The sequence below is a fragment of the Thiocapsa sp. UBA6158 genome, assembly GCF_002423035.1.
GTDB lineage: Bacteria > Pseudomonadota > Gammaproteobacteria > Chromatiales > Chromatiaceae > Thiocapsa.
Genome location: NZ_DIUM01000129.1, coordinates 46767 through 70196, shown reverse-complemented (window position 1 = coordinate 70196; position 23430 = coordinate 46767). Strand labels below are relative to the sequence as shown.

Sequence of the window (23430 nt, the reverse complement as noted above, 5' to 3'; positions counted from 1 at the left end):
CTGAGGAACGACGCTAATCACCTATCTGTTTACAGGGTGTGGTGGGGGCGCGGCTGCCAGATCTGCAGCGCGTCGGCGGTTGACCCTGCCGGCATGGCAGTCGCTTGCGGTCCGATCCCCGCGGGATCGGCCGTGAGGCCATCACCGACTCGATGTGCGAAGGGCTGCCCTGCCGATCCGGCTGAAATGTCGGATCCTCTACGGATCGTCGTTTGCGATGCGTTTCCCGGCGAAGCCCTATGATGCTTACGTTCGATACGGCTCGGTCATCGGGCAAAGGAGACCCCGTGCAAACCAATGTGATACCCGGTGTGCGCGGGTTTTTCGCAAGGCAAGGTGCGTCCCGCGCGCGTCGGAGCAACCTGCCCCTTGTTATCGATTCGGACGAAAGGATCAGTCATGACCGACCACATCTTGCTGGTGAGCACGGACAAACAGGCCCAACGCGACATGTCGCAGTCTCTGCGTCGCTGCGGTTATCAGGTCACGGCCGTCGCGGACGCGAGTGAAGCGCGACGGCTCTTGTCATCCGATGCGCCCGATTTGATCCTGTTGGACGACCCCTGGCCCGGCGACCTGAGCGCCGCCACGATGGAGGCTTGGGCGCAGGATCTGCCGATCCTCGTCCTTTGCGGCGAGGACGGGATGGAGAGTGCTCTGCAGGCCCTGCGTTTGGGTGCGAACGAGTTTCTGGCCAAGCCCGTGGATGCGGAGGAGCTGGCCGGTGCGGCCCGCCGGATCATCGACAACGTCCTCCTCTACCGACGCGGCGAGTTCTACACCAGCGTGCTGCGGCACGAAGCCCCCAGCCTCTTGGTGGGCGAGAGTGCGCCGCTGCGGCGCCTGCTGGCCGACCTTGCGGCCGTGGCAGCGACCGAGGCGACCGTCTTGATCCTCGGTGAGAGCGGCGTCGGCAAGGAGAAGGTCGCCCAAGAGATCCATCGTCTGAGCCCGCGGGCCGAGGGTCCTCTGGTGGCGGTGGACTGCTGCTCTCTGCCCGAAACACTGTTCGAGTCGGAGCTGTTCGGGCACGAGCGCGGCGCCTTTACGGGCGCGTCCCAGCGCAAGCCGGGTCTGATCGAGCAGGCGAAGGGCGGAACCCTGTTTCTGGACGAGATCGGCGAGATTCCGGCACCGATCCAGGCCAAGCTGTTGCGCGTTCTGGAAACCAAGCGCTTCCGTCGTCTCGGCGCCGCCACCGACATCCAGGCCGAGGTGCGGATCGTGGCCGCAACCAATCGGGATCTCGACGGGATGGCCCAACGCGGCGAATTCCGCCAGGATCTCTTGTATCGCCTCAACACCTTCGTGGTCGCAGTGCCGCCGTTGCGCGAACGACGCGAGGACATTCCGCCGCTGGTGCGGCACTTTCTTGCCCACCCGGGGCTTTCCAGACGTATCGTCAAGCGGGCGAGCGAGTCGGCCATGCGGCAGTTGGTCGCCTACGACTGGCCGGGGAATGTCCGGGAGCTGCGCAATATCGTCGAGCGGGCGATCATCCTGTCCGGCAACAAACTCAGGATCGATCCGGAGCATCTTACCCTCGCCCGCACACCCGCGAGTGCGCCGAGCGGCGGGGTGACGCTGAGGTTCGATCATGAGCCGACCCTCGCCGAGATCGAGCGGTGCTATCTGCAACTGCTGCTCGAGCGCCACGAAGGGCGCCGGTCGACGGTCGCGCGTGTATTGGGGATCGGCGAGCGGACGCTCTATCGGCTGCTGGCCGATTTGAAGGGGTCTTCGGAGCAGGATCAAGAGCGAGGGGTGAGGGGTGAGTCAGCTGACGGCTGACAGCTTGTTGTCGCTCATTTTGCTCCACAAGAGTTGCTCGGAATGATCCGCGCCGACCTTGCCGGATTTGTCCACTGCTGTTGCAGGTGCCTGCCGACCAACCGGTCTTGGATCGGTTCAGGCGACCCTAGCGGCAGCAACCGGCCAGTTGCCGAAGCTCGGCTTAAGTCTCTTCAGCGACTGCTCGACGCGCTTTGCGCACTCAGGCGACTGCTTACGCCACCGATCGCTTCACGCGGGGAGCTGTCAGTCGAGTCACCGAGGTCGGCGACGGCAGGGCCCCGGGAGCGGTCTGTCGCGGTCCCTGGGCAGCGCGACGTCGAGAGGTCGCTGTCGGCCCTGACCGGTCACCCAGCGCCCGAAAGGCGGTGACTCTTCGTTCCTGTTTGCGGACACCCGCCGTCCGGCGAACGACGGACCGTTCTCGACTCGAAGCGGACATCCCCACGAACCGCGTGGGGGTGTCAGGAAATTTCACACCCCTCTCGCGAACCTCAGTCTCGAATCCGGGATTCAGCCTGCTCTTGCAAACCCAGTAGCTTCCGCAACCGGCCGTCGGCCTCCAGCATCATCAACTCCTCTTCTCCCCCGAGATGTTCATCGTTAATGAATATCTGGGGGTAGTACTTGAGCCCGCAGCGCCGGAACATCTCGTCTTTCTCAAGCGGCATCAAATCGATCAGATGGTCGACATAGTCGATGCCGTATCGGTCCAACAGCGCCCGAACGTCAACGCATTTCCTGCAGTTGCTTGTGCCGTAAATCTCTACTTTTGCAGTCATTCTGATCTCGAATTAGAGAAGCGATCGTGTCGCGAAAAGAGATGTCGATCGGACTACTTCTCGGTGTCTGCGCGGTCACCCTCTGCACCGGCTCCTGACAACAGGAAATTGATGTAAGGCGCATAGAGCAACACCTGGCCTTGCGCAATACCGAGCTCATTGAATGCTTCCGCGACGCGTTGTAGGCAGTGCGGGATATCCGGCGTCTGCTTTAGCTCCTCCAAGGCAGCAAGCAAGGCCTCGATCTCCTGCGGGTCCACGTATCTCCGCAGCATATCAATCGATTCACTGACCCCGTCGACCTTGACATCGACGCCTTTATCCGGGACGCGAAGCCGGCCGAAATCCTCCTCGATAATCCGTCGCCGAATCGTGCTCACGAACTGATTAAAGGTCTCCCTGTCCGGCTCATCGAGAAACAACTCAACCAGTGGCTCTCTGTTCACCTGGCTGACAAACGAAAGCGTCGAACCCGATATCAGAGGCTCAGGGTCCAAGACGCTCAAAACGACGCTCAAAGACTCCGTTCTGAGCGGCGACGTGATGATGTACCGAACCTCGTCATCGACAAGCTCAAATTCCCGAGAACCTTTGATCGCATGCTTCTGCGCGAGCTTTGTAGTCATGGCGTAGGGTGATGTCCGATTGACAAGCTCTGTACGGAGCTCGGTTGAGGGGAAGGGCCAAATGGATCTTGACTTTCGTAAAGGTGGGTTCTGGCCTGCCGGAATTCACCAGCAAACCCCTTGGCTTGCTCACCATACCTCAGCTTGGCCTTGATCATCGTTTGGTCCAACTGCCTTGCGGTCCCTGCGTCGTCAGGGCTTCCAGCCCTGATTCTGTCAGGCCAGGATGGCCTGACTACGCATTTGGCGGCCGATGTGGGCGAAGGGATGATCGAGGCCCTCAGCTTCGCCTGAACTGCGCCCACCTCGCCGGTGCCGGTTCCGCGTGAGGCGCAGCCTTCCGGAAGCCCCACCTTCAGCGGCAGCAACGAGCGTAGGCAGGTCGCCGCAGCAGCGCCGGTAAACGGCGCTTCGGGCCGACCCCGAGAAATGAGTGCACGCGGAGATAAGAGGCACCTGATCGGCCGCCCCCGCCTCAGACCGCAAATCCGCCCGAGCCGGCTCGCGGGTGTCAGGAAATTTCACATCCCGCCGAACACGCCCATACCAGTTTGGGCAGCAACCAATCCAGACCGGCCACCGAGCCGAGCCAGCCGACCGATCGCTGTGCCCCATGACCGGTCAGTCGCGGCCGTTCAGTCTTGCGGTCCTAAAAGGTCGTTGTCGGCAAATCGCGGTAAAAGCTGCAGTCTCGCTGACTGTCTGCCCGTCGACGCAAAGCAGGCACCCAAGCGCTTTATGCGGCATTGACGTATAATCCTGCCATGCTGACCGTTGTGGAAACGCCCTCCTTTACGCGCCTTTGGCCCGACTACTGGACGAAGGACGAGCGTGGCGAGTTCTGCGCCTGGATTGCGGGCAGCCCGCTTGCAGGTGATGTCGTTCCGCGGACTGGTGGCGTGCGCAAGGTCCGTTGGTCCCGGTCCGGTAGCGGAAAACAAGGCGGCGTTCGTGTCCGCTTTGGATGCCTTCCGGGTCGCTCGTGAGAATAGAGCGGCTGACCGGATCGGGTCCTGACCGGTCCGTCGGTCTCCGGACGGCGCTTGACCGGTATCAGGATGGACCGGTCAGTCTCTTGCGGTCAAAGGGCGACGGCTCGCAGAACATCACTGCTGCTTAGAGGGCTTACCGCTAGGGGCGGCAATGCGTCCGGAACGGTGCTCATGACGAGGCGTCCGTTCGCAGATCCGGGTCGATTTCAACCCTTGCGAACACCCTTGGGCGGTGTCGCATCATTGGAGCGATGGCCGATACCGAGGCGGGCGAATTATAGAAGTTCGTGACGCAATCATTTTGGAACCAACACGGCTGACGGGTGGGGCAGGCGGCTGGCTGTGCGCCGTCGGCGAACGGGTATCTGCTAAACCGTGAGGCCCACCTGCCGACACCGTCGATCAATTGCTGGCCTCAAGGCTGAAACAGCAGTCCCTCGTTGGTATTGCCGATGTACCAGTTCTCCGTCGCCCGTCCGCCGCTTTCGGCCCAGGTCGCGAAGTCCGGGTAAGCGTCCGCCACGTCGTTCCACTCCGCCGGATACTTCCAGTTCTCGGGTACGTCCAATGCCCACGGGAGATTATCGGCGGTACGGTAAAAGCGGCCTTCGGCCGGGTTCGAGGCGTCATCGCCCGTGCCGAAGAGTTTCGGGTCGGCCTTGTCGGTCGGCGGACGATCCACCAGGTGGATCTCGCGGCCGCGCTGACTCCTGTAGATGAAGGGGTTGTACGGAGCGGCGCCGAGCCGAGACGTGCTGACGGGTTTGCTGAAGTGGATCTCCGCCGTCAGTTGCACGGGCGGACGCCGCGTGCAGTTGCCGATCGTGTTGAAGAAGCTGCACGGCCAGCGTTCACCGGTCTTGGCCAAGTCCGGCAACTTCGGCGCAAGAATGAAGACCGCTTCGCGCTGGCCGGACTCCGCCGGCATGGCGACTGGCGTCTGATCGTCGATCGCGAGCTTGGTCGCCGCAGCATTGATCAGGCTGCGCTCGATCCCGGGCAGATGGATGCCGAACCCGGTCTGCGCCGTGCCGCCGCGTGCGGTGATCTCGTAGGTCAGCTTCAGGTCGGTCACCTCGTTTTGGGCGTTCAGGGTCTCGATGATCCGATAGGCCATCACGACGTCGTTCATGTCGAAGTCGCCCTTGCTCGGCCAGTTGTCTTCGAAGGCCAGATAGCCAAAGCCAGTGGCGCTGGGATAGAAGCGTCTCGCGGCGCGCTCAGGATCCAGCGGAAAGGCGTCCAGATCGTCGCTGATGCCGTCCCCGTCCGTGTCCCTCACCTCCTTTGTCAGAGATTGGACCTGGCTGCGATCGACGGCGGAGAAGGGCGTGACCTTGATCGCGATCAGGGCGTCGTTGAAGTCGTGGTCACTGTTCGACCAGGTCCGATTCATGTCCTCGAATCCCAGCACCAGAAGCTCGTCCTCCGGCTTCGAGAGCAGGACCGTGTGAGCGTTGAGGTTGTTGGCACCGGGCGGTTCCGGATTCAGCGCCTTCAGGGTGTGAAAGATCATGCCGGCAGGCTGATTCGGATTGACCCCGCTGCCTTTCCATCCGTCGGCGACCACTGTGAAGCCGACGGCCGTGCCGGCCTTGAATTTTCCGAGCTCTACGGCATCGCCGAACTTCAGCAGCGGCAGCGAGAAATTCGGGAGCATGATCTTGGGGTTGAGCGGGCTCGCCGATGTCGGCGTGTTGGCGGGATCGAAGGTGAAATACCCGAGCGAGTTGCGATAGCCGGCACCTTCATAGACGAAGGCGACCGTGATCTCGGCGTCTTCGAGCAAGGTGATGTTGGCTCCGAGATCATCGGTGATGAGCTTGGGATCGTTCTTTCGGATATCCCGGCTTTCCGGCAACCGTCTGTGGATCTCGTTCAACAGGTCGGACGGTATCCTTTTGCTGAAATCGACCAGCGTCTTGGGGACCCCGTTGGCATCATAGGCACCGACATAGGACCAGGTCACCGCTAGGCCGGGTTGAGCCGCAGCGCCAAGCGCAATGGCGGCCAGTGAGGTGAAGAGAGGATGGCGAACGGGCATCGATGGACTCCTGCAGTCGAGGCGTTGAAGATCTCGATTGAGCAGTACATAACTCGTGCCATCGGAGCAGGTCGGTCGTCGACCTCGCTGCTCTGGCATGAAAAAATACTTTAAATCATGGCGTTGGATTTTCGAGAGCGATGACTGCGGGGCCGGCGCGCGAAGTCCCGGTCCAGGCGCGCGTCTTCGGTGTCAGTCAGTGCCGGTCGCGTCGATCCCGTCCCAAAGAGTAAGCAACGCATTGATACGAATAAGGATGGTTGTTTTTCGCGCCGTTGCGGGATCCACGAGGCGGCTTCGGCGGATCCGGAATCCTCTGCCGTTTCGGCAGATTTCGACCTGAAGTGTGTGCCGGAACGGCAGGCGGCATGCTCGGCGATTCGCTCGGGGGCGTCGAGGGCGAGTGCGATCCAGAGCGAGATCCTCTCAGCGAGGGGTGTCTCTTTCGGCGCCTGGATGGCCTTTTGCGACGATGGCCTTTCGGTATTCCTTCAGGATCTGACCATAGTAGCCGCCACCCAAAAAGACGGTCAGGCCGGTCATGATCAGGCCGACCGCCGGCGGTGCGGCCTTCTCCAAGCGCGCGACGGAACCCTTGACCTCGCCGATCTGCGCGAGTCGTGCTCGCACCACCAGCCAGGTCGCGTCGCAGATTCCGGCCAGATATTCGGTGTCGGCGGAGAGTCGAATGGGTGCTGCGTCGATAAGGACCATGTCGTAATCGGCGTCAAGGCGCTCCAGGAATCCCTGCAGATGGCGACACTCGCTCAGTTGGCCTTCCTCGGACTCTCCGGTGCCGATCCGGTCGGGCAAGGTTGCATCTCCCGGCACGATCGCCGCCGCGGGTTCGAGATCGTCCTCGAGGATGTCCAAGAGTCCAGGCCGTTCGGGTGTTGTTCGGTAGCGCGGGTCGGTGACGAATAGATTCGCCTCGACGACCAAGACGCTCAAGCCTTGTCGCTCGAGTTCGCACGCCAACTCAAGCACGATCGTGGTCGCACCGCAGCCGTGTCGGACCGCCGTGACAAGGAGGCGGCGCACACCGTTTGCGTCGCGCTCGCGTCTGAGCGCAAGGGCGAGCCGTCGCATCTGATCGGCGAGCAACGCTCGGTGCGCCGGATCCGAGGAGGGTTCGAGAAAGGCCGCCAAGGGCGGAAACCCGACGAGCGATTGTACCTGTCGACTCGTTTGAACACGCCGGTCGAGCAGATCGACCGCAATCGCTGCCACGAGACCCAAGATGCCGCCGAGCGCGGCGAAGATCACCGCGAGCTTGGTGCGCCCGCCGCTCACCGGCAGGATCGGCGGCATGGCCCAGGTCGAGACGCGGATGAAGCCCGGCGCGCTGGCCTCGATCTCCAGGAACTCGACGCGATCGTCGATTGCGTCCAATGCCTTGCGCTCGCGTGCGATCTCGTTGCTGACGTCCAGCGCATCGTTGTAATGGGTCGCGAACCAGGCGGCCTGCTCCTGTTGTCCGCGAAGCTGCGCGCGCAACACCTCCTCCACCGCGGCACGTTCGCGCACGCGCGCCCTGCGCTCCTCGAGAAGCATCGCGGATTTCTCGGCGATCAGCTGTGCCGATGCGCTCGTAACCTCGCGCTCCAGATCATCGAGCTCGCGCTGCGCGATGCGCCTGACCGGGTGGTTCTCCGTGAGTCCGGTGGTCTGCTCGAGGACCTCGCTGCGTCGCTTGTAGAGATTGGCCTTAAGGCTGTTGAGCCCGGGATCCTTCGAGGCCAGCTCGCTTCCCGCGGCGCTCAATGCCATCCGGGCGGCCTCGCCGCCCGTTGCGGCGTCGTAGGTCGCCAGTTCGGCATCCGCCGAGATACGCGCGCGCTCGGCTTGGAACAGGGCGCTCGTGCTCTCGATCAAGAGGGTGTCGTAGGGGTTGAGCGCGCCCTCGACGAAGGTAGTGACACCCAGTGTCTGCGCCAGCTCGCCGCGTCGCTTCGTGAGCGCCTGGATCCTCAACACGTGCGCCTCGCGTCGTGCCGAGAGGACCTCGATGCGATCCTCGCCGGCGTAGATCTCCTCCCTTTTCGCCTTCTCCAGGTAGACCTTCACGACGCTGTTGACGATCTCGTCGAGTCCGTTCGCATTCTCCGACTCGAGGCTGACGGTAATCAGATAGGTATCGCGGACATCGCGCACCTGAAGTTGCTGCTGAAGACGCTCGGCGGCCTCGCGATCGGATTCGTCGGGCTCCTGCCAGAGGTCGAAACGGCGATCGCCGAGCCGCGCGAGTGCCTCGAGCACGATGTCGTACCGATTGATGGTGCGCGCCTGTTGCTTCATGAACTGCTGAAACTGGGTGAAGGACTGGAATTCCAGCTCTTTGGAGTCCTCCAGGATATTGGCGAACCGCGGTGCGACATAGATGACCGCCGTCACTCGATAGACCGCGGTGCCCTTGATGTAGGCGACATAGGTCCCGCCGATTGCGACGATAAAGGCAACCAGGACGACTAGGAGCTTGTGATTCCAAATGCTGTCGAGCGGTTGGAAGGCACCCGAGGAGGTGGGCTGGGCCGGAGGTGTGCTCACGAACGCATCCCCGGGTCGCGATGAGGCCGATCGGGCGTTCGGCAGTGAAGAAGGCCGCTCATCAATCTCCGCTCATGAGCTGGTTGATGATCAGAATCGAGCTGAACGGATTGAAATTTTCCAGGACATAGCCGATCTGCGAGATGCCGCTGCGCGGGACATAGACGATATCGCCCTCTTTCATGGCGACGTTCAGCCCCGGATCCGGTTTCAGGATCTCCATGAAGGAGAAGCTGAAATTGACCCGATCCGCCGGACGGATGACGTGAATCCGATTGAGATTCGCATCCCGCGTGGGACCGCCGGCCTGGCTGATGGCATCCAGGAACGACATTTGGGGCGTCAGGCGATAGACCCCGGGGGTTTCGACCTCGCCGAGGACATAGACCGGCGTGTCCGTGGAATCCGGGATGTAGACGATGTCGTTGCGCTGCAATCGGATGTTCAGCGACAGGTCGCCGGTGAGCAGGCGCGCGACATCGATCCAGAGGATGCTGTCGCCGCGAATCACGGCGCAGCGCGTCAAGAGCTGCTCGGGACGCAGAAGCGGCAGGCCGCCGGCTTGGGCCAGCGTTTCCAGTAGATTCGGCGGGGTGTCGAACTGCAGGACGCCCGGATTCTCGACACGCCCGAGGACCACGATCCGATTCGAGCCGTAGCCTGTCACGCCGACCGTCACCGACAGATCGAGATAATAGGGCGCGAGCGCCTCGACCAGCCGCGAGGCGGCTTCTTCGCGCGTCAGGCCGCCGATGAGGACGGGGCCTGCAAAGGGTATCGTGATGATGCCGTCGGGACCCACCAGATGCGGTCCCGAGATCTCGGGGCGGGCCGCCACCGAGACGACGAGCTCGTCGCCGGGACCAAACCGATAGACCGGCTCGCCTGCTTGCTCGAATTGCTTGAGCAGCTCGAAGCTCGATGCCTCGATCCGTCGTTCGGGCACTTCGAAATCGGATGCTGCCGAGGGGGTGGACCCGGGGACGATCTCCCAAGCACCGCAGCCGCTCAGGATGGACGCCCATAGGAGGGCGAGTCCGATGCGAATCACACGATGCGAACCTGGGCGCAGGCGCCGGAATCGGCCCGATCGCCCGATCTCGCTCGCGTGCTTGCTCCCCTTCATCCCGGCGGGTGTTTTCCCGGCGCTCTCGATCTAGCCCATTCGCGCGGCGGCGACCTCTGCGTCGTCGAAGATCTCGAAGACCTGCTGGAGGCGGGTCAGCTCGATGAGCGCCCGCACGGATGGCGTGAGTCCGGCCAAAGAGACGTTGCCGCCGCTGCTGCGCGCCGCCTTGAGTGCGGAGATCAACACCGAGAGTCCGCTCGAATCGCAGAAGGTCAGCTCAGCGAGGTCGAGGACGAGGCGCGCGTCACCTCGCTCCAGAACCTGGAGGATCTCTTGCCGAACGGCCGGTGCCTCGGCGGCAGTCAAGCGTCCGGCGATGGCGACGCTGTCGACATGGCCGATCTTTCGATGGGTAACGGTTGCCTTCATCCTCGTAAGCTCCAGCGGTCGGGCAGTGGTTCTCGCCTCGGGATCCGCGCGTGTGCAGGACGTCTGCCGAGCAGGTTGTCGTGCGCCCGAATCAGGTCGGCGTCTATGGTCGGGATCCCTCCTCGAGACATTTCTCCAGGGTCTCCTTGGCGCGCGCAAACTGGACGCGGGCCGCGGTCGCCTCTGCTGCTGCGCCGTTGAGGACCCCCGAGCGACCGAGGGCCTCCAGATGCTTGGCGCGATCCGAGAGGGCCAGCGCGCCGAGGGCCGCGGAGCTCGACTTGAGCGTATGGGCAGCCCGGTGGACCGAATCGGTATCGCCCCGGGCAATGCCTCGATCCAATTGATCGATCAGGTCGGCCGAGTCTTCGAGGAAACGCCGCACCAAGTCGGGAAAATCATCCTCCATCAGATCACGGATGTCGGCGAGGACGGTTGTGTCGATGACGGTTTCGATCCGATCTTGTCCTGAGCCTGACATGCTGTCCATCCGCTGCTGTTGTGGGCTTGGCGCGAGACACCTAGGGTGTCGTGTGTGCGATCCGAGGCCCTGCGCCGACCCGATCCACCCGGCCGCTCGCGGACCCGAGCCGCCTCGATGCCGGTGCTGCTCGGTTGCGGGGCGAGTGCGCTCGCACCTAAGGATAGCGCTCTGCGCCTGCGTTGGGCAGTGTCCTTGCTCAACCGGTCCCTCTTTGCTCTCCGGGGCAGCGGAGCCGAGGCCCGCCCCCGGGCCGGTTGGTCATCGCCGCTGGAGGACCAACAGCGAGATGTCGTCCTCGATCTCACCCCCTCCGCGCCAGTCCCTTAAGGCCATGTCCACGCGGATCGTGAAGGTTGCCGGAGGCGTATCGATGCAGTCGCCGGCGAGGCCGATCAAACGCTCGATCTCGAAGCTCTCGCCCTCGGTGTTGCGACAGTCCGTGATGCCGTCCGAGTAGAGGATCAGTCGGTCCCCGGGCCCCAGGGTGAAGCCGACCGAGTCGTAGGGGACGCCTTCGAGCATCCCGACGGCAAACCCGCCGTGTCCGATCTGCTCGACATGTCCATCGCGTCGCGCCAGCAGCGGATGAGGGTGACCCGCCTGACACAACTCGCCGCGCCCCGAATCGGTGTCGATGTAGCCATACACCATGGTGAAATAGGGTGCGATGTCGCCGGACTGGAAGCGCCGGTTGAGGTCGGCGACGACGGCATCCGGGGCCCTGACGCGACGCTCGCCTCCGGGCGGTGCGATCAGATGACCTTCGCCGAGCTCCGCGGACAGGGTTCGACTCAGGGTGACCGACATCATGGCCGAGGGCACGCCATGCCCGGCGACGTCGAGGTGATAAAACCCCAGATCGCGATCGTTCAAGCGGAAAAAATCGAAGATGTCGCCGCCGATCTCGGTCGCGGGCAGGAACAACCAGGCCAAGGCGAGCGCGGGCGACACGTTCGGATCCTTCGGCAAGAGGCTGGCCTGCAGAGCCGCTGCGGCCCGGAGATCCTGCTCGATCCGGTCGAGCGCGGCATGGAGCTTGCCGTTGGTTTCTTCGAGCTTGCTGTTGCGCGAGGCGAGCTGGCTTTCGAGGCTCAAGATGCGCTCGGCGGCACGCAGCCGGACGCGCAGCTCCTCGAAGTTGAACGACTTGGTCAGGAAGTCATCGGCACCCGCGGTCATGCCCTCGATCAGGTCGTCCTTGTCGTCGCGCGCGGTCAAGAGGATGAAGTAGGTGTAATGGTCCCGCTCCACGGCGCGGATCCGTCTGCAGAGCTCCAGCCCGTCGACCTCGGGCATCATCCAGTCGCTGATGACCAGACGGATCGTCTCGCGCTCGAGGATCTCCCAGGCCTCGCGGCCGTTGCTGGCCGTTACGACCTCATGCCCCCAACGCTTGAGCAGGCGCCCGAGGATCTCCCTCGCGTCGCTTGCATCGTCGGCAATCAGGATACGCATGGCGGCTGATCGGTCTCGCCGAGGAATTGGTCACGACGCCTTATACCATAGGCGCGTCGGTGAGGATTGCGAACGGCCTCCCCCGGGCAGGATGGGCCTAAGCGTCCGGCCTCGGGCGTGCTCGTGTAAGCACGTCCGAGGCCGGTTCGGTCAGCCGCCCAAGGACTCGGGCGCGACCGAGATCAGTTTCCAGATGTCGCGGTTGTACTCCGCGATGGTGCGGTCCGAGGAAAAGTGGCCGCTGCGGGCGGTGTTGAGGATGCTCATGCGCAGCCAGCGCTCGCGGTCTCGGTAGGCGATAGCGACCTGCTCTTGCGCGTCGATGTAGCTGCGGAAATCCGCGGCGGTCATCCAGGGATCATGGGCGTTGCGGATCGAGAGGATGATCTGATCGAAGATCCCCGGTTCGAACTGGTTGAAATGGCCGGACTCCAGCAAGCTCATGACCTCGAGGAGCGCCGAGTCGCTGGCGATGATACCGTTCGGGTCATAGTGGACCCGCCGAGACTCGACCCCGGCGGCCGTGAGGCCGAACAGGAAGAAGTTCTCTTCCCCGACCTGCTCGCGGATCTCGATGTTCGCTCCGTCCAGGGTGCCGATGGTGATGGCGCCGTTCATCATGAACTTCATGTTGCCCGTGCCTGAGGCCTCCTTGCCGGCCGTCGAGATCTGCTCGGAGAGATCCGTGCCGGGCGCGATGACCTCCATCAGCGAGACGCAGTAGTCCGGGATGAAGGCGACCCGCAGCAGGCCCTCGGTTTCCGGATCGCCGTTGACCACGCGGGCGACGTTGTTGACCAGCTTGATGATCTGTTTGGCCATCTGGTAACCGGGCGCCGCCTTGCCGCCGATCAGCACGCAGCGCGGTGTCCAGTCCCGCGTGTCGCCGCGCTTGATGCGGTTGTAGAGATGGATGACGTGCAGGACGTTGAGGAGCTGACGCTTGTACTCGTGGATGCGTTTGACCTGCACATCGAAGAGCGCGTCGACGGGGAAGGAGACCCGGCAGAGCTGCTCCACCGTGGCGGCGAGACAGCGCTTGTTGTCCTGCTTGATGCGATGCCAGCGTTCGCGGAAATCCGCGTTCTCGGCAAAAGGCGCGAGGCGTTCGAGCTGGCCCAGATCACGCACCCATTCGGTGCCGATCGTCTCGTCGAGGAGTTCGCGCAGCCCGGGATTGCACATGGCCAGCCAGCGCCGAGGGGTGACGCCGTTGGTCTTGTTGTTGAATTTATCCGGCCAAAGCTCGTAGAAATCGCGGAACAGACCCTCGACGAGCAGCTGGGAGTGCAGTCCGGCGACCCCGTTGATCGAGAAGCTGCCGACAATCGCCAGGTAGGCCATCCGAACCTGTGACTCGTACCCTTCTTCGATCAGCGACATGCGTCTCAGACGGTCGTTGTCGCCCGGCCAGCGAGTGGCCACTTCGGCGAGAAAACGGGCATTGATCTCGTAGATGATCTGCAGAATGCGCGGCAGAAGCCGCTCGAAGAGCCGCACGGGCCAGCGTTCGAGCGCCTCGGGCAGCAGGGTGTGGTTGGTGTAGGCCATGGTCTTGCGGGTGATGGCCCAGGCCTGCGTCCATTCGAGCCCATGATCGTCCATGAGCTGACGCATGAGCTCGGCGACCGAAACGGCCGGGTGGGTGTCGTTGAGCTGGAAGCAGTTCTTCTCGGCAAAGCCGCTGAAATCCTTGCCGTGCAGACGGATCCAGTCGCGCAGCACATCCTTGATGCTGGCGCTGGCGAGGAAGAACTGCTGGCGCAGGCGCAGCTCCTTGCCGTTCTCGCTGGCATCGTTGGGGTAGAGCACCATGGTGATGTGCTCGGCGGCGTTCTTCTGCGCGACCGACTCGGGATAACTACCCGAGTTGAACTCGCCGAGATCGAACTCGTCGGTCGCGGCGGCCTTCCAGAGCCGCAGGGTATTGATGGTGCCGTTGTGATAACCGGGGATCGGGATGTCGTAGGGGACGGCAAGGACGTCGTTGGTATCGACCCAGCGCACGACATCGCGCCCGTCGTTGTCCTTGTGGGTTTCGGTGTGGCCGCCGAACTGAATGCGTTGGGTGAATTCGGGGCGCTCCAACTCCCATGGGTTGCCGTCACGTACCCAATGATCGGGCTCCTCGATCTGGTTGCCGTTCTCGATCAGCTGGCGAAACATTCCGTACTCGTAGTGCAGTCCGTAGCCCCTGACCGGAAGCTGCAGGGTGGCGCAGGAATCGAGAAAGCAGGCCGCGAGCCGCCCGAGGCCGCCGTTGCCCAATCCGGCATCGGGCTCGTTGCCGGCGATCTCCTCCAGTGCGATGCCCAGGTCGTAGAGTCCCTTGGCGGCCGCATCGCCGACGCCGAGATTGAGCATCGCGTTGGAGAGGGTGCGCCCCATCAAGAACTCGAGCGACAGATAGTAGGTGCGCTTGGAGCCGGCGTCCTCATAGGCGTGTCGAGTGCCTTTCCAGCGCTCCATGAGACGGTCGCGCAGTGCGATCGCGAGCGCCTTGTAGGGATAGTAGGCAGACTGGCAGTCGCGATCCCGCCCGAAGGTATAGGCGTAGTAGTGCTGGAAATCGCGTGCGATGCCCTCCGGGGTCATCGGCAGCGGGGGAAGGTCGAAGAATTGCTCGTTCGGTCGGGCATTGATGATGTTTTTAAACGGTGACATGGCGCCACTGGATCCTTGATCGGTTGGGGTGGAACTCGGGCCGAGGTGCCGAATCGCGTCGGGTGCGAGAGGCGTGATCAGCTCGGTCGAGCGGAATCGGTCGTTGCGTGAAGGTCTCCTTGACGGTCTCGTCGGGTCAATTAAGCAACTATCGAGCCTGGTCTATGGCCTCGTTGACCTCGAGCCATGCCTCCTCCGTGGCTTCCAGGTCGGCGCAGACCTGGCGTTGCTCTTCGAGCAGCGCGAGCAATCTGACCTTGGCCTCCGGGGCGTAGAGGTCCGGATCGGCGAGTGTCTGCTCGAGTGCTGCGCGGCGGGTTGCAAGCGCTTCCATGCGCTTTTCCAGTGTTCTCTCCCGCTGTCGCAACGGCTGTAGTGTCTGACGCGATTGCGCCGCCTGACGACGCTGTTGCTTACGGTCGCTGCCGTCGCTTGCGGCGACCGATTGTGCCCCGGTCGGGCGCGTTGCCGCAGAGCCGCGACTCGAGTCGTTGTTGGCCAGCCAGGCCGGGTAGTCGTCCAGATCTCCGTCGAACGGTCGCACCGCGCCGGCGTCGACCAGGAGCAGCGTGTCGGCGGTGACCCGCAGCAGGTGACGGTCGTGGGAAACCAGCACCAAGGCCCCATCGAAACCCTGGAGCGCCTCGGTCAAGGCATGCCGCATCTCGAGGTCCAGATGGTTCGTCGGCTCGTCGAGCAGCAGCAGATTGGGGCGCTGGCGGATGAGCAGCGCGAGCACCAGCCGCGCCTTCTCGCCGCCCGAGAGTGGGCCGACCGGGCCGAGTGCGCGATCGCCTTCGAAGCCGAATCCGCCCAGATAGCTGCGCAGGGCCTGCTCGGTTGCGCCCGGATCCTGACGTCGCAGATGGCCGAGCGGGCTGTCGTCCAGATGCAGCTGGTGGATCTGATGTTGGGCGAAATAGCCGATCTTCAGGGCCTGAGCACGTTCCAAGCGCCCGCTCGACGGGGTCAGCTCCCCGGCCAGAACCTTGATGAATGTGGATTTGCCGGCCCCGTTGCGCCCCAGCAGTCCGATGCGATCTCCGAGGTTGAGGCTGAGTCCAACCCCCTCGATCACGGGCCTGTCGCCGTAGCCCGCCGCGATCGCGTCCAGGCGCAGCAATGGTCGCGGCAGGTTCTCGGCCGGGGCGAACTCGAATCGAAAGGGCGAGTCCACGTGGGCCGGTGCGATCAGCTCCATGCGTTCGAGCGCCTTCAGGCGGCTTTGCGCTTGACGTGCCTTGGTGGCCTTGGCCCGGAAGCGCTCGACGAAGCTGCGCATGTGCGCGATCTCGCGCTGTTGGCGCTCGCTTGCGGCCTGTTGCTGGGCGAGCCGTTCGGCGCGTTGGCGCTCGAAGGCGGAGTAGTTGCCCGCGTAGAGGGTCAGTTGCCGATGGTCGAGATGTAGGATGTGCCCGGTCACGGCGTCGAGGAAGTCGCGGTCGTGCGAGATCAGCAGGAGCGTTCCCGGATACGCCTTCAGCCAGCCTTCGAGCCAGATGACTGCGTCGAGGTCCAGGTGGTTGGTCGGTTCGTCGAGCAGCAGCAGATCCGATCGGCACATCAAGGTGCGCGCCAAGGCGAGACGCATCCGCCAGCCGCCCGAGTAACTGTTGACCGGGCGGCGCTCGTCGCCGGGTGCGAAGCCGAGCCCGTGCAGGAGTCGCGCGGCACGGCTTTCTGCCCCGTAGGCGTCGATGGCCTCCAGCCGCCCGAGAAGCTCGCCCTGATGCAGGCCATCGCCGGCCGCCTCGGCCCGTGCCAGCTCGGCCTGGATGCGGCGCAGCTCCGCGTCGCCGTCGAGCACGAAGTCGATTGCCGCACCCTCGCTGTCCGGGGTGTGCTGGGCGACGTGGGCAACCTCCCAGCCGGCCGGGATCGTCGCTTGTCCGGCATCGGCCTGGAGATCCCCGAGCAACAGCGCGAAGAGGGTCGATTTGCCGCAGCCGTTGTAGCCGACGAGCCCGACCTTTTGACCCGGATAGACGGTGACGTCGGCACCCTCGATCAAGAGGTGTGGGCCGCGGCGCAGGCTGAGTGATTGGAGCTGGAGCATGGTGTGGGTCTAAACCGCGCCCAGCGCGGTATGGGATGTTTTTGGATGGGATCGGCCCCGACAGAGGTAACGTCTGCTGGAGTCGGCGCGATTTAATCGATTAAAAAATATATTATTTTAAACCGCATCCCCGCTAAGTGCCGTGGATGCGCCAAATGTCGAACTCACTTGAAAATCAGCATCTCGCTCTGGACGCGGTTTAATCACGGCGTCGGATTGCCGCGATCGAGTCGACGATAACCGATCGCTTCGCCGAGATGCCGCTGCTCGATCCGAGCCAAACCGTCGAGATCCGCAATCGTTCGGGCGACCTTCAGGATGCGGTGATAGGCCCGCGCCGATAGGGCCAGACGGGTGATTGCCTGTTGGATCATGCGTTGCCCGTCGGGCTCCAGAGCGCAGTCGCGCTCGATCTCGGCGGGCCCGAGGGCATGGTTGGCCTTGCCCGCGCGCGCAATCTGGCGTGCGCGTGCGCGATCCACGCGCTGTCGCACGAGCGCTGTCGTCTCTCGCTGCTCGGAGGCGGATTCGCCGAGCCGAGAGAGGTCCAGTCGCGGGACCTCGACGTGCATGTCGATGCGATCGAGCAGCGGTCCGGAGATGCGTCCACGATAGCGTCCCACTTGGTCAAGGGTACAACGACAGCGTCCGCTGTTGTCGCCGAGATAACCGCATGGACAGGGGTTCATCGCCGCAACCAATTGGAATCGCGCCGGGAAACGGGCCTGCCGCGCAGCCCGCGAGATGTCGATATGACCGGACTCCAAGGGCTCGCGCAAGACCTCGAGCACCTTGCGGTCGAACTCGGGCAGCTCGTCGAGAAACAAGACACCTTGGTGCGCAAGCGAGATCTCGCCGGGTCGCGGGTTGCTTCCGCCGCCCACCAGCGCGACCCCGGATGCCGTGTGGTGCGGCGAGCGAAACGGACGCTCGCGCCAGCGCGCCGGGTCGAACAGGTCGCGGTCGCTCACCGAGCGGATCGCAGCCGCCTCGAGCGCCTCGTCCTCGCTCAGCGGCGGCAAGAGCCCGGGGAGCCGATTCGCCAGCATCGACTTTCCGGTGCCCGGCGGGCCGATCAACAGCAGGCTGTGGCCGCCCGCGGCAGCGATCTCCAAGGCCCGTTTCGCATGCTCCTGGCCCCTGACCTCCGAGAGGTCGGGATACGTCGGTTCAACGAAAACCCGTTCGCCCGCCACGAATGTCGGCAGCACACGTGTCCCGTTCAGATGCTCGCACACCTCCATCAGGTGCCGCGCCGGCCGGATCTCGAGCCCCGAGACCAGCGACGCCTCGGCGGCATTCTCGGCCGGCAGAATCAGCTCACGGCCCGCCTCGCGCGCCGCCACGGCGACGGGCAGAACGCCGTTGACCGGCCGCAACCCCCCAGAGAGTGCCAGCTCGCCGATCCATTCGTAGCGATCCAGCCGTTCGGTGACGATCTGGCCGGAGGCACCGAGGATGCCGAGCGCAATCGGCAGATCGAAGCGACCGCCCTCCTTCGGAAGGTCGGCCGGTGCAAGGTTGATGGTGACCCGTCCCATCGGAAACTGGAACCGGCCGTTCAGCAAGGCGCCGCGCACGCGGTCCTTGCTCTCTTTAACCGCCATCTCGGGCAGTCCGACCATCGACAGATAGGGCAGCCCTCCGGAGAGATGGACCTCGACCGTGACGGCGGGGGCATGAATGCCGACCCGTGCGCGGCTGTGCAGGATACAAAGGGCCACGGCCCTGCTCGGGATCGATGCCTCAATCCGCCCCTGCTCGCCCGGCTGCGAGCGCGCGCTCCAGCTCGGCAATGCGCGCCTCGAGCACCGCCAGTTTCTCGCGGCTGCGGGCCAAGACGGCGGACTGGACGTCGAACTCCTCGCGGGTGACCAGGTCGAGCTTGTCCAGGCCGGATTCGAGCGAGGCTCGGAGATTGCGGCCGATGTCTTCCTGCAACATCTGGATGCCCTTCGGCATCGCCGATGCGAGGCGCTGGGCGAGATCGTCGAGCTGTTTGGGATCCAACATGGGAGTTCCTCTGTGCTGCGGTCTGTGCTTGACCGGTGGGTCCGACGTGGATGCTGGGATGCGAAGGCCGATCCCGCGATGACTTCATCGCTCCGAATGCGGCCACCATTATAGGACGGGCCGCCGGGTAAGTGCGCCGGCTTTCAGTCAGGGGCTGTATCGGCGCGCGTTTTTGGTGCGGCCGATCTCCGAGCCATTCGCTTACGCACCACTCTGGTGCGAATCCTTGTTGCGAGTTTGGAACATGATGCCGAAATACCTCTTCCCGGTGGGTGCATCGAGGTATGGCACGCTATCTGCTGTGACCACATCACAATGTCACAACCGGCAAGGTCATCCGGGCACCAGTCGGTATTTTTCAACCTCGACCCGCAAGCCCGCATCATCGAGAGGCACACAGCAATGACAACACGACGCATCGGAACCGTCCTGGCGCTTGGGGCGCTGAGCATGAGCGCCGGCACCTTCCAGATCGCCGCCGCCGACGATACGCACAACTTCAGCGCCAATATCGGTGTGGTCAGCAACTACTTTTTCCGCGGGCTGACGCAGACCGACGACGGACCGGCCGTTCAGGGCGGGGTCGACTACGAGCACGGCAGCGGTTTCTATGCGGGTGCATGGATCTCCAACGTCGATTTCGGCGACGTTGACCAATACGAGCTCAACATCGACGGGGTGACGGTTGATCTCGTGGACACCATCAAGTCGCCCGCTTACGAGATCGACGGCTACTTCGGCTACGGCATGGCCATCAACGACGATCTCAGCTTCGACGTCAATGCCATCTACTACGCATACCCCGATGGCGAGGATCTCGATTTCGCGGAGCTCGGCGGCAGTGCGACCTGGAAGTGGCTCACGCTCGGCTTGGCCTATACCGTATACGGTCAGGCCGACGATGCCCCCGGCGTCCCCTCCGGCGAAGCGCTCTTTGTCGAGGGCGACTGGTACTACTACGCCGGCCTCGAGTTCGCGCTGCCCTACGATTTCGGGCTCGGCCTTCGCGGCGGCTATTATGACTTCGACTACAACGACGGCGGCAACGACTACGGTCATTGGGGTGTGACGATCAGCCGCGAGGCCGGTGATTTCGGCACCTTTAGTTTGAATTACGACCAGGTCGGACGCGATACCTACGATGAGGATCCGCAGTTCTGGGTCGGCTGGTTGAAGGAGTTCTAAATCACCCCGCCTCGCATTCGTGATTCCAATCCCTCGGTCAAGGGTCCATCCACCCTTGGTCTCTACAGGAGCTCAAGTGCAATGAAACTGGTTGCTGCCATCATCAAGCCGTTCAAGCTGGACGACGTCCGCGAGGCACTCGGAGATATCGGCGTATCCGGTATCACCGTCATCGAGGTCAAGGGTTTCGGACGCCAAAAAGGTCATACGGAACTCTACCGCGGCGCAGAGTATGTCGTTGATTTCCTTCCCAAGATCAAGGTGGAGATCGCGGTGGACGACGCAATGGTCGAGAAGGTCATCGAGGCCATCAGCGGCGCAGCCCGGACGGGTAAGATCGGCGACGGCAAGATCTTCGTCTTCGACCTGCAACAAGTGATCCGCATTCGCACCGGCGAGACCGGATCGGACGCACTCTAATCGTCGCCGAGAGGATCGCAATGATGCATATAGTGAAACCGCGACGACTGGCCGAACCCGCCTTGGCGGCTCTCTTGCTGCTGACGCCTGCGCTGGCGTTGGCCGAGGAGGTGCCTGTTCTGAACAGCGGCGATACGGCCTGGATGCTGACCGCGACCGCGCTCGTTCTATTCATGACCATCCCGGGTTTGGCGCTCTTCTACGGCGGAATGGTCCGCGCCAAGAACGTCCTTTCGATCTTGATGCAGTGTTTCGCCATTGCTGCGCTCATGTCGATCCTCTGGGTTCTCTACGGTTACAGCCTGGCATTCTCGGCGCAGGGCATGGAGCAGGGCGCCATCAATATCAACACCTTCATCGGCGGGCTGGATAAGGTTCTGCTCGGCGGAGTGACACGCGAGAGTCTCACGGAAGCAATCCCCGAGACGGTCTTTGCTACCTTCCAAATGACCTTTGCCATCATTACCCCTGCGCTGATTGTCGGCGCCTTCGCCGAGCGAATGAAGTTCTCGGCGTTGCTCTGGTTTATGGCGATCTGGTTCACCATCGTCTATCTGCCGATTGCCCATATGGTCTGGGGTGGCGACGGGGCTCTGATGTGGGATTGGGGCGTGCTCGACTTCGCAGGCGGTACCGTCGTGCATATCAATGCCGGCATCGCGGGTCTCGTCACCGCTCTGGTCTTGGGCAAACGTCGGGGCTATCCGAACACGGCCATGCCTCCGCACAACCTGGGCTATACCCTCCTGGGTGCCTCGATGCTTTGGGTGGGATGGTTCGGCTTCAATGCCGGCAGTGCACTTGCTGCAAACGAGAGCGCCGGAATGGCCATGCTGGTGACTCAGGTCGCCACGGCGGCTGCGGCTCTGGCCTGGATGTTTTCCGAATGGTTGACGCACGGCAAGCCGAGCGTACTGGGGATCGCGACCGGTGCCGTCGCCGGACTCGTCGCGATCACGCCTGCAGCCGGAACGGCAGGTCCGCTCGGTGCACTCGCCATCGGTGCCGCTTCGGGGATCATTTGTTTCCTTGCTTCGACTAGGCTTAAACGGTCCTTGGGTTACGACGACTCGCTCGACGTCTTCGGCGTCCATGCGGTCGGCGGGATCGTCGGCGCCATCCTGACCGGCGTCTTCGTCTCGGCCGCGCTCGGCGGGACCGGTCTGCAGGAGGGCATGGGTATGCTCGGGCAGGTGTGGATCCAGACCAAGGGGGTTCTCTTCACCTTGGTCTACACCGTGATTCTGACCTACATCATCCTCAAGCTGGTCGATCTGGTGATCGGTCTGCGTGTCACCGAGGAGCAGGAAACCGAAGGTCTCGATCTTTCCCAGCACGGCGAGCGCGGTTACATCCTTTAAGCCGCCAGCCGAGGCGGATGCGTCCGCCTCGGCCCTGCCTCGCCTCGAACCTCTTGGAGATTCTCTCGTGGAAGCAATTACCGAGTTGAGCTACGCGCTCGATACCTTTTACTTTCTGATCTCGGGCGCGCTGGTCATGTGGATGGCCGCCGGCTTCGCCATGCTCGAGGCCGGGATGGTCCGCGCCAAGAACACCGCCGAAATCTTGACCAAGAACATCGCGCTCTTTGCGATCGCCTCGATCATGTACATGCTGGTGGGATACGGGATCATGTATCCGGCCGACGGCAACGGATTCATCCCCGCCATCGATTGGGGCTTCATGTTCGGCGGCGACAACAGCGTCGACGAGGTCATGGGCAGCGACGGAGAGACCTACTACTCGGCGATGGCCGACTTCTTCTTCCAAGTCGTTTTCGTGGCCACCGCCATGTCGATCGTCTCGGGCGCCGTGGCCGAGCGGATGAAGCTCTGGGCCTTCTTGCTCTTCGCGGTCGTGATGACCGGTTTCATCTACCCGATGCAGGGTTACTGGAAGTGGGGCGGCGGGTTCCTCGACGAGCTGGGCTTCCTTGACTTTGCAGGTTCCGGCGTCGTGCATCTGGCCGGCGCCTCGGCCGCGCTCGCCGGCGTCCTCCTGCTGGGCGCGCGCAAAGGCAAGTACGGCAAGGACGGCTCCATCAACGCCATCCCGGGTGCGAATATGCCGATCGCCACACTCGGCACCTTTATCCTCTGGCTCGGCTGGTTCGGGTTCAACGGCGGCTCGCAGCTGGTCATCTCCAATATCGAGGATGCCAATGCGGTCGCGGCGGTCTTCGTCAATACCAACATGTCCGCGGCCGGCGGCACCATCTTCGGTCTGATCACGGCGCGGCTGTTGTTCGGTAAGGCCGATCTCACGATGGCCCTCAACGGTGCCCTCGCCGGCCTGGTCGCCATCACGGCCGAGCCGCTCACCCCTTCGCCCTTGCTCGCGACCATGATCGGTGCCATCGGTGGCGTGATCGTCGTCTTTGCCATCGTGACCATGGACAAGCTGCGGGTCGATGATCCGGTCGGCGCCATCTCCGTGCACGGTGTCGTCGGAATGTGGGGTCTGATGGCGGTGCCCATCACCAACAGCGACGCCAGCTTCGCCGCTCAAGCGATCGGTCTCGGCACCATTCTGGGCTGGGTCTTCGTGACTTCCTTCATCGTCTGGCTGATCCTCAAGCTGATCATGGGCATCCGAGTCAGCGAGGAAGAGGAGTACGAGGGTGTCGACATCGGGGAGTGCGGCCTGGAGGCCTACCCCGAATTTGTCGGGGCCCGCGGAGCCTCCTGATCGTCCGCTTTGTGCCGTTGTGAATTCTTCGGGGCCCGTCGGGCCCCATTTTTTTGCTCCCCGAGTTGATGGGTAGAGCGCAGCGAAACCCATCAAAGCCGGCTGAGACGCCGTGAAACAAACACGCGGTGTTCGGCGCCCCCGGGAGCGCCGGACCCGGCTTCACCTGCGGCCGCCATCCGATG

Annotated in this window: 17 protein-coding genes; 5 read left to right on the top strand and 12 right to left on the bottom strand. The window is 63.3% G+C overall.

Annotation, left to right across the window (positions count from 1 at the left end):
• The first annotated feature begins 399 nt into the window (after nucleotides 1-399).
• Nucleotides 400-1791 (top strand): sigma-54-dependent transcriptional regulator, encoded by a 1392-nt coding sequence (locus B4N44_RS17600; RefSeq protein ID WP_296703668.1) that lies wholly within the window; start codon nucleotides 400-402, stop codon nucleotides 1789-1791.
• Nucleotides 1792-2285: 494 nt separating this feature from the next.
• On the opposite strand, the gene B4N44_RS17595 is transcribed toward B4N44_RS17600, so the two are convergent.
• The 12 genes from B4N44_RS17595 to ubiK form a co-directional block, all read right to left on the bottom strand.
• A complete protein-coding gene (locus B4N44_RS17595; protein WP_296703666.1) occupies nucleotides 2286-2573 on the bottom strand; it encodes a glutaredoxin domain-containing protein in 288 nt (95 codons plus the stop codon).
• 53 nt (nucleotides 2574-2626) lie between these two features.
• Complete coding sequence (locus tag B4N44_RS17590) at nucleotides 2627-3199, bottom strand: hypothetical protein (protein WP_296703663.1); 573 nt, start codon at nucleotides 3197-3199, stop codon at nucleotides 2627-2629.
• 1407 nt (nucleotides 3200-4606) lie between these two features.
• Nucleotides 4607-6235 carry an LruC domain-containing protein gene (locus tag B4N44_RS17585; RefSeq protein WP_296703660.1) on the bottom strand — a complete coding sequence of 543 codons (1629 nt, stop codon included), beginning with the start codon at nucleotides 6233-6235 and terminating at the stop codon, nucleotides 4607-4609.
• A 426-nt stretch (nucleotides 6236-6661) separates the two neighbouring features.
• Complete coding sequence (locus tag B4N44_RS17580) at nucleotides 6662-8782, bottom strand: GumC family protein (RefSeq protein WP_296703657.1); 2121 nt, start codon at nucleotides 8780-8782, stop codon at nucleotides 6662-6664.
• A 61-nt stretch (nucleotides 8783-8843) separates the two neighbouring features.
• Nucleotides 8844-9833: an SLBB domain-containing protein gene (locus tag B4N44_RS17575; protein ID WP_296703655.1), complete on the bottom strand. Its 990-nt coding sequence runs from the start codon at nucleotides 9831-9833 to the stop codon at nucleotides 8844-8846.
• 105 nt (nucleotides 9834-9938) lie between these two features.
• The gene (locus B4N44_RS17570) at nucleotides 9939-10280 is read right to left on the bottom strand and encodes an STAS domain-containing protein (RefSeq protein ID WP_296703653.1); all 342 of its coding nucleotides are present in this window, start codon (nucleotides 10278-10280) and stop codon (nucleotides 9939-9941) included.
• A 103-nt stretch (nucleotides 10281-10383) separates the two neighbouring features.
• Nucleotides 10384-10761, bottom strand: coding sequence for an Hpt domain-containing protein (locus tag B4N44_RS17565; RefSeq protein ID WP_296703651.1), 378 nt, complete (start codon nucleotides 10759-10761; stop codon nucleotides 10384-10386).
• 261 nt (nucleotides 10762-11022) lie between these two features.
• A complete protein-coding gene (locus tag B4N44_RS17560; protein ID WP_296703649.1) occupies nucleotides 11023-12219 on the bottom strand; it encodes a PP2C family protein-serine/threonine phosphatase in 1197 nt (398 codons plus the stop codon).
• 150 nt (nucleotides 12220-12369) lie between these two features.
• Complete coding sequence (locus B4N44_RS17555; protein WP_296703647.1) at nucleotides 12370-14883, bottom strand: glycogen/starch/alpha-glucan phosphorylase; 2514 nt, start codon at nucleotides 14881-14883, stop codon at nucleotides 12370-12372.
• 148 nt (nucleotides 14884-15031) lie between these two features.
• A complete protein-coding gene (locus tag B4N44_RS17550) occupies nucleotides 15032-16939 on the bottom strand; it encodes an ATP-binding cassette domain-containing protein (RefSeq protein ID WP_296703645.1) in 1908 nt (635 codons plus the stop codon).
• Between the two features lie 203 nt (nucleotides 16940-17142).
• A complete protein-coding gene (locus B4N44_RS17545) occupies nucleotides 17143-18663 on the bottom strand; it encodes a YifB family Mg chelatase-like AAA ATPase (protein WP_296703643.1) in 1521 nt (506 codons plus the stop codon).
• A 22-nt stretch (nucleotides 18664-18685) separates the two neighbouring features.
• Complete coding sequence (gene ubiK / locus B4N44_RS17540) at nucleotides 18686-18952, bottom strand: ubiquinone biosynthesis accessory factor UbiK (protein ID WP_296703641.1); 267 nt, start codon at nucleotides 18950-18952, stop codon at nucleotides 18686-18688.
• Nucleotides 18953-19354: 402 nt separating this feature from the next.
• Here ubiK and B4N44_RS17535 point away from each other — a divergent pair, with 402 nt between their 5' ends.
• From B4N44_RS17535 to B4N44_RS17520, 4 genes are all read left to right on the top strand, one after another.
• On the top strand, nucleotides 19355-20137 hold the full coding sequence (locus B4N44_RS17535; protein ID WP_296703638.1) for a TorF family putative porin: 783 nt from the start codon (nucleotides 19355-19357) through the stop codon (nucleotides 20135-20137).
• An 81-nt stretch (nucleotides 20138-20218) separates the two neighbouring features.
• Nucleotides 20219-20557 (top strand): P-II family nitrogen regulator, encoded by a 339-nt coding sequence (locus tag B4N44_RS17530; RefSeq protein WP_296703636.1) that lies wholly within the window; start codon nucleotides 20219-20221, stop codon nucleotides 20555-20557.
• A 23-nt stretch (nucleotides 20558-20580) separates the two neighbouring features.
• On the top strand, nucleotides 20581-21918 hold the full coding sequence (locus B4N44_RS17525) for an ammonium transporter (protein ID WP_296703674.1): 1338 nt from the start codon (nucleotides 20581-20583) through the stop codon (nucleotides 21916-21918).
• Nucleotides 21919-21985: 67 nt separating this feature from the next.
• A complete protein-coding gene (locus tag B4N44_RS17520) occupies nucleotides 21986-23245 on the top strand; it encodes an ammonium transporter (protein WP_296703634.1) in 1260 nt (419 codons plus the stop codon).
• The last annotated feature ends 185 nt before the right edge of the window (nucleotides 23246-23430 follow it).

Excerpts from the sequence above, each read along its gene's own strand:
- B4N44_RS17600 (WP_296703668.1), top strand. The coding sequence starts at position 400 with ATGACCGACCACATCTTGCTGGTGAGCACGGACAAACAGGCCCAACGC.
- B4N44_RS17595 (WP_296703666.1), bottom strand. The coding sequence starts at position 2,573 with ATGACTGCAAAAGTAGAGATTTACGGCACAAGCAACTGCAGGAAATGC.
- B4N44_RS17590 (WP_296703663.1), bottom strand. The coding sequence starts at position 3,199 with ATGACTACAAAGCTCGCGCAGAAGCATGCGATCAAAGGTTCTCGGGAA.
- B4N44_RS17585 (WP_296703660.1), bottom strand. The coding sequence starts at position 6,235 with ATGCCCGTTCGCCATCCTCTCTTCACCTCACTGGCCGCCATTGCGCTT.
- B4N44_RS17570 (WP_296703653.1), bottom strand. The coding sequence starts at position 10,280 with ATGAAGGCAACCGTTACCCATCGAAAGATCGGCCATGTCGACAGCGTC.
- B4N44_RS17565 (WP_296703651.1), bottom strand. The coding sequence starts at position 10,761 with ATGTCAGGCTCAGGACAAGATCGGATCGAAACCGTCATCGACACAACC.
- B4N44_RS17560 (WP_296703649.1), bottom strand. The coding sequence starts at position 12,219 with ATGCGTATCCTGATTGCCGACGATGCAAGCGACGCGAGGGAGATCCTC.
- B4N44_RS17555 (WP_296703647.1), bottom strand. The coding sequence starts at position 14,883 with ATGTCACCGTTTAAAAACATCATCAATGCCCGACCGAACGAGCAATTC.
- B4N44_RS17550 (WP_296703645.1), bottom strand. The coding sequence starts at position 16,939 with ATGCTCCAGCTCCAATCACTCAGCCTGCGCCGCGGCCCACACCTCTTG.
- ubiK (WP_296703641.1), bottom strand. The coding sequence starts at position 18,952 with ATGTTGGATCCCAAACAGCTCGACGATCTCGCCCAGCGCCTCGCATCG.
- B4N44_RS17535 (WP_296703638.1), top strand. The coding sequence starts at position 19,355 with ATGACAACACGACGCATCGGAACCGTCCTGGCGCTTGGGGCGCTGAGC.
- B4N44_RS17530 (WP_296703636.1), top strand. The coding sequence starts at position 20,219 with ATGAAACTGGTTGCTGCCATCATCAAGCCGTTCAAGCTGGACGACGTC.
- B4N44_RS17525 (WP_296703674.1), top strand. The coding sequence starts at position 20,581 with ATGCATATAGTGAAACCGCGACGACTGGCCGAACCCGCCTTGGCGGCT.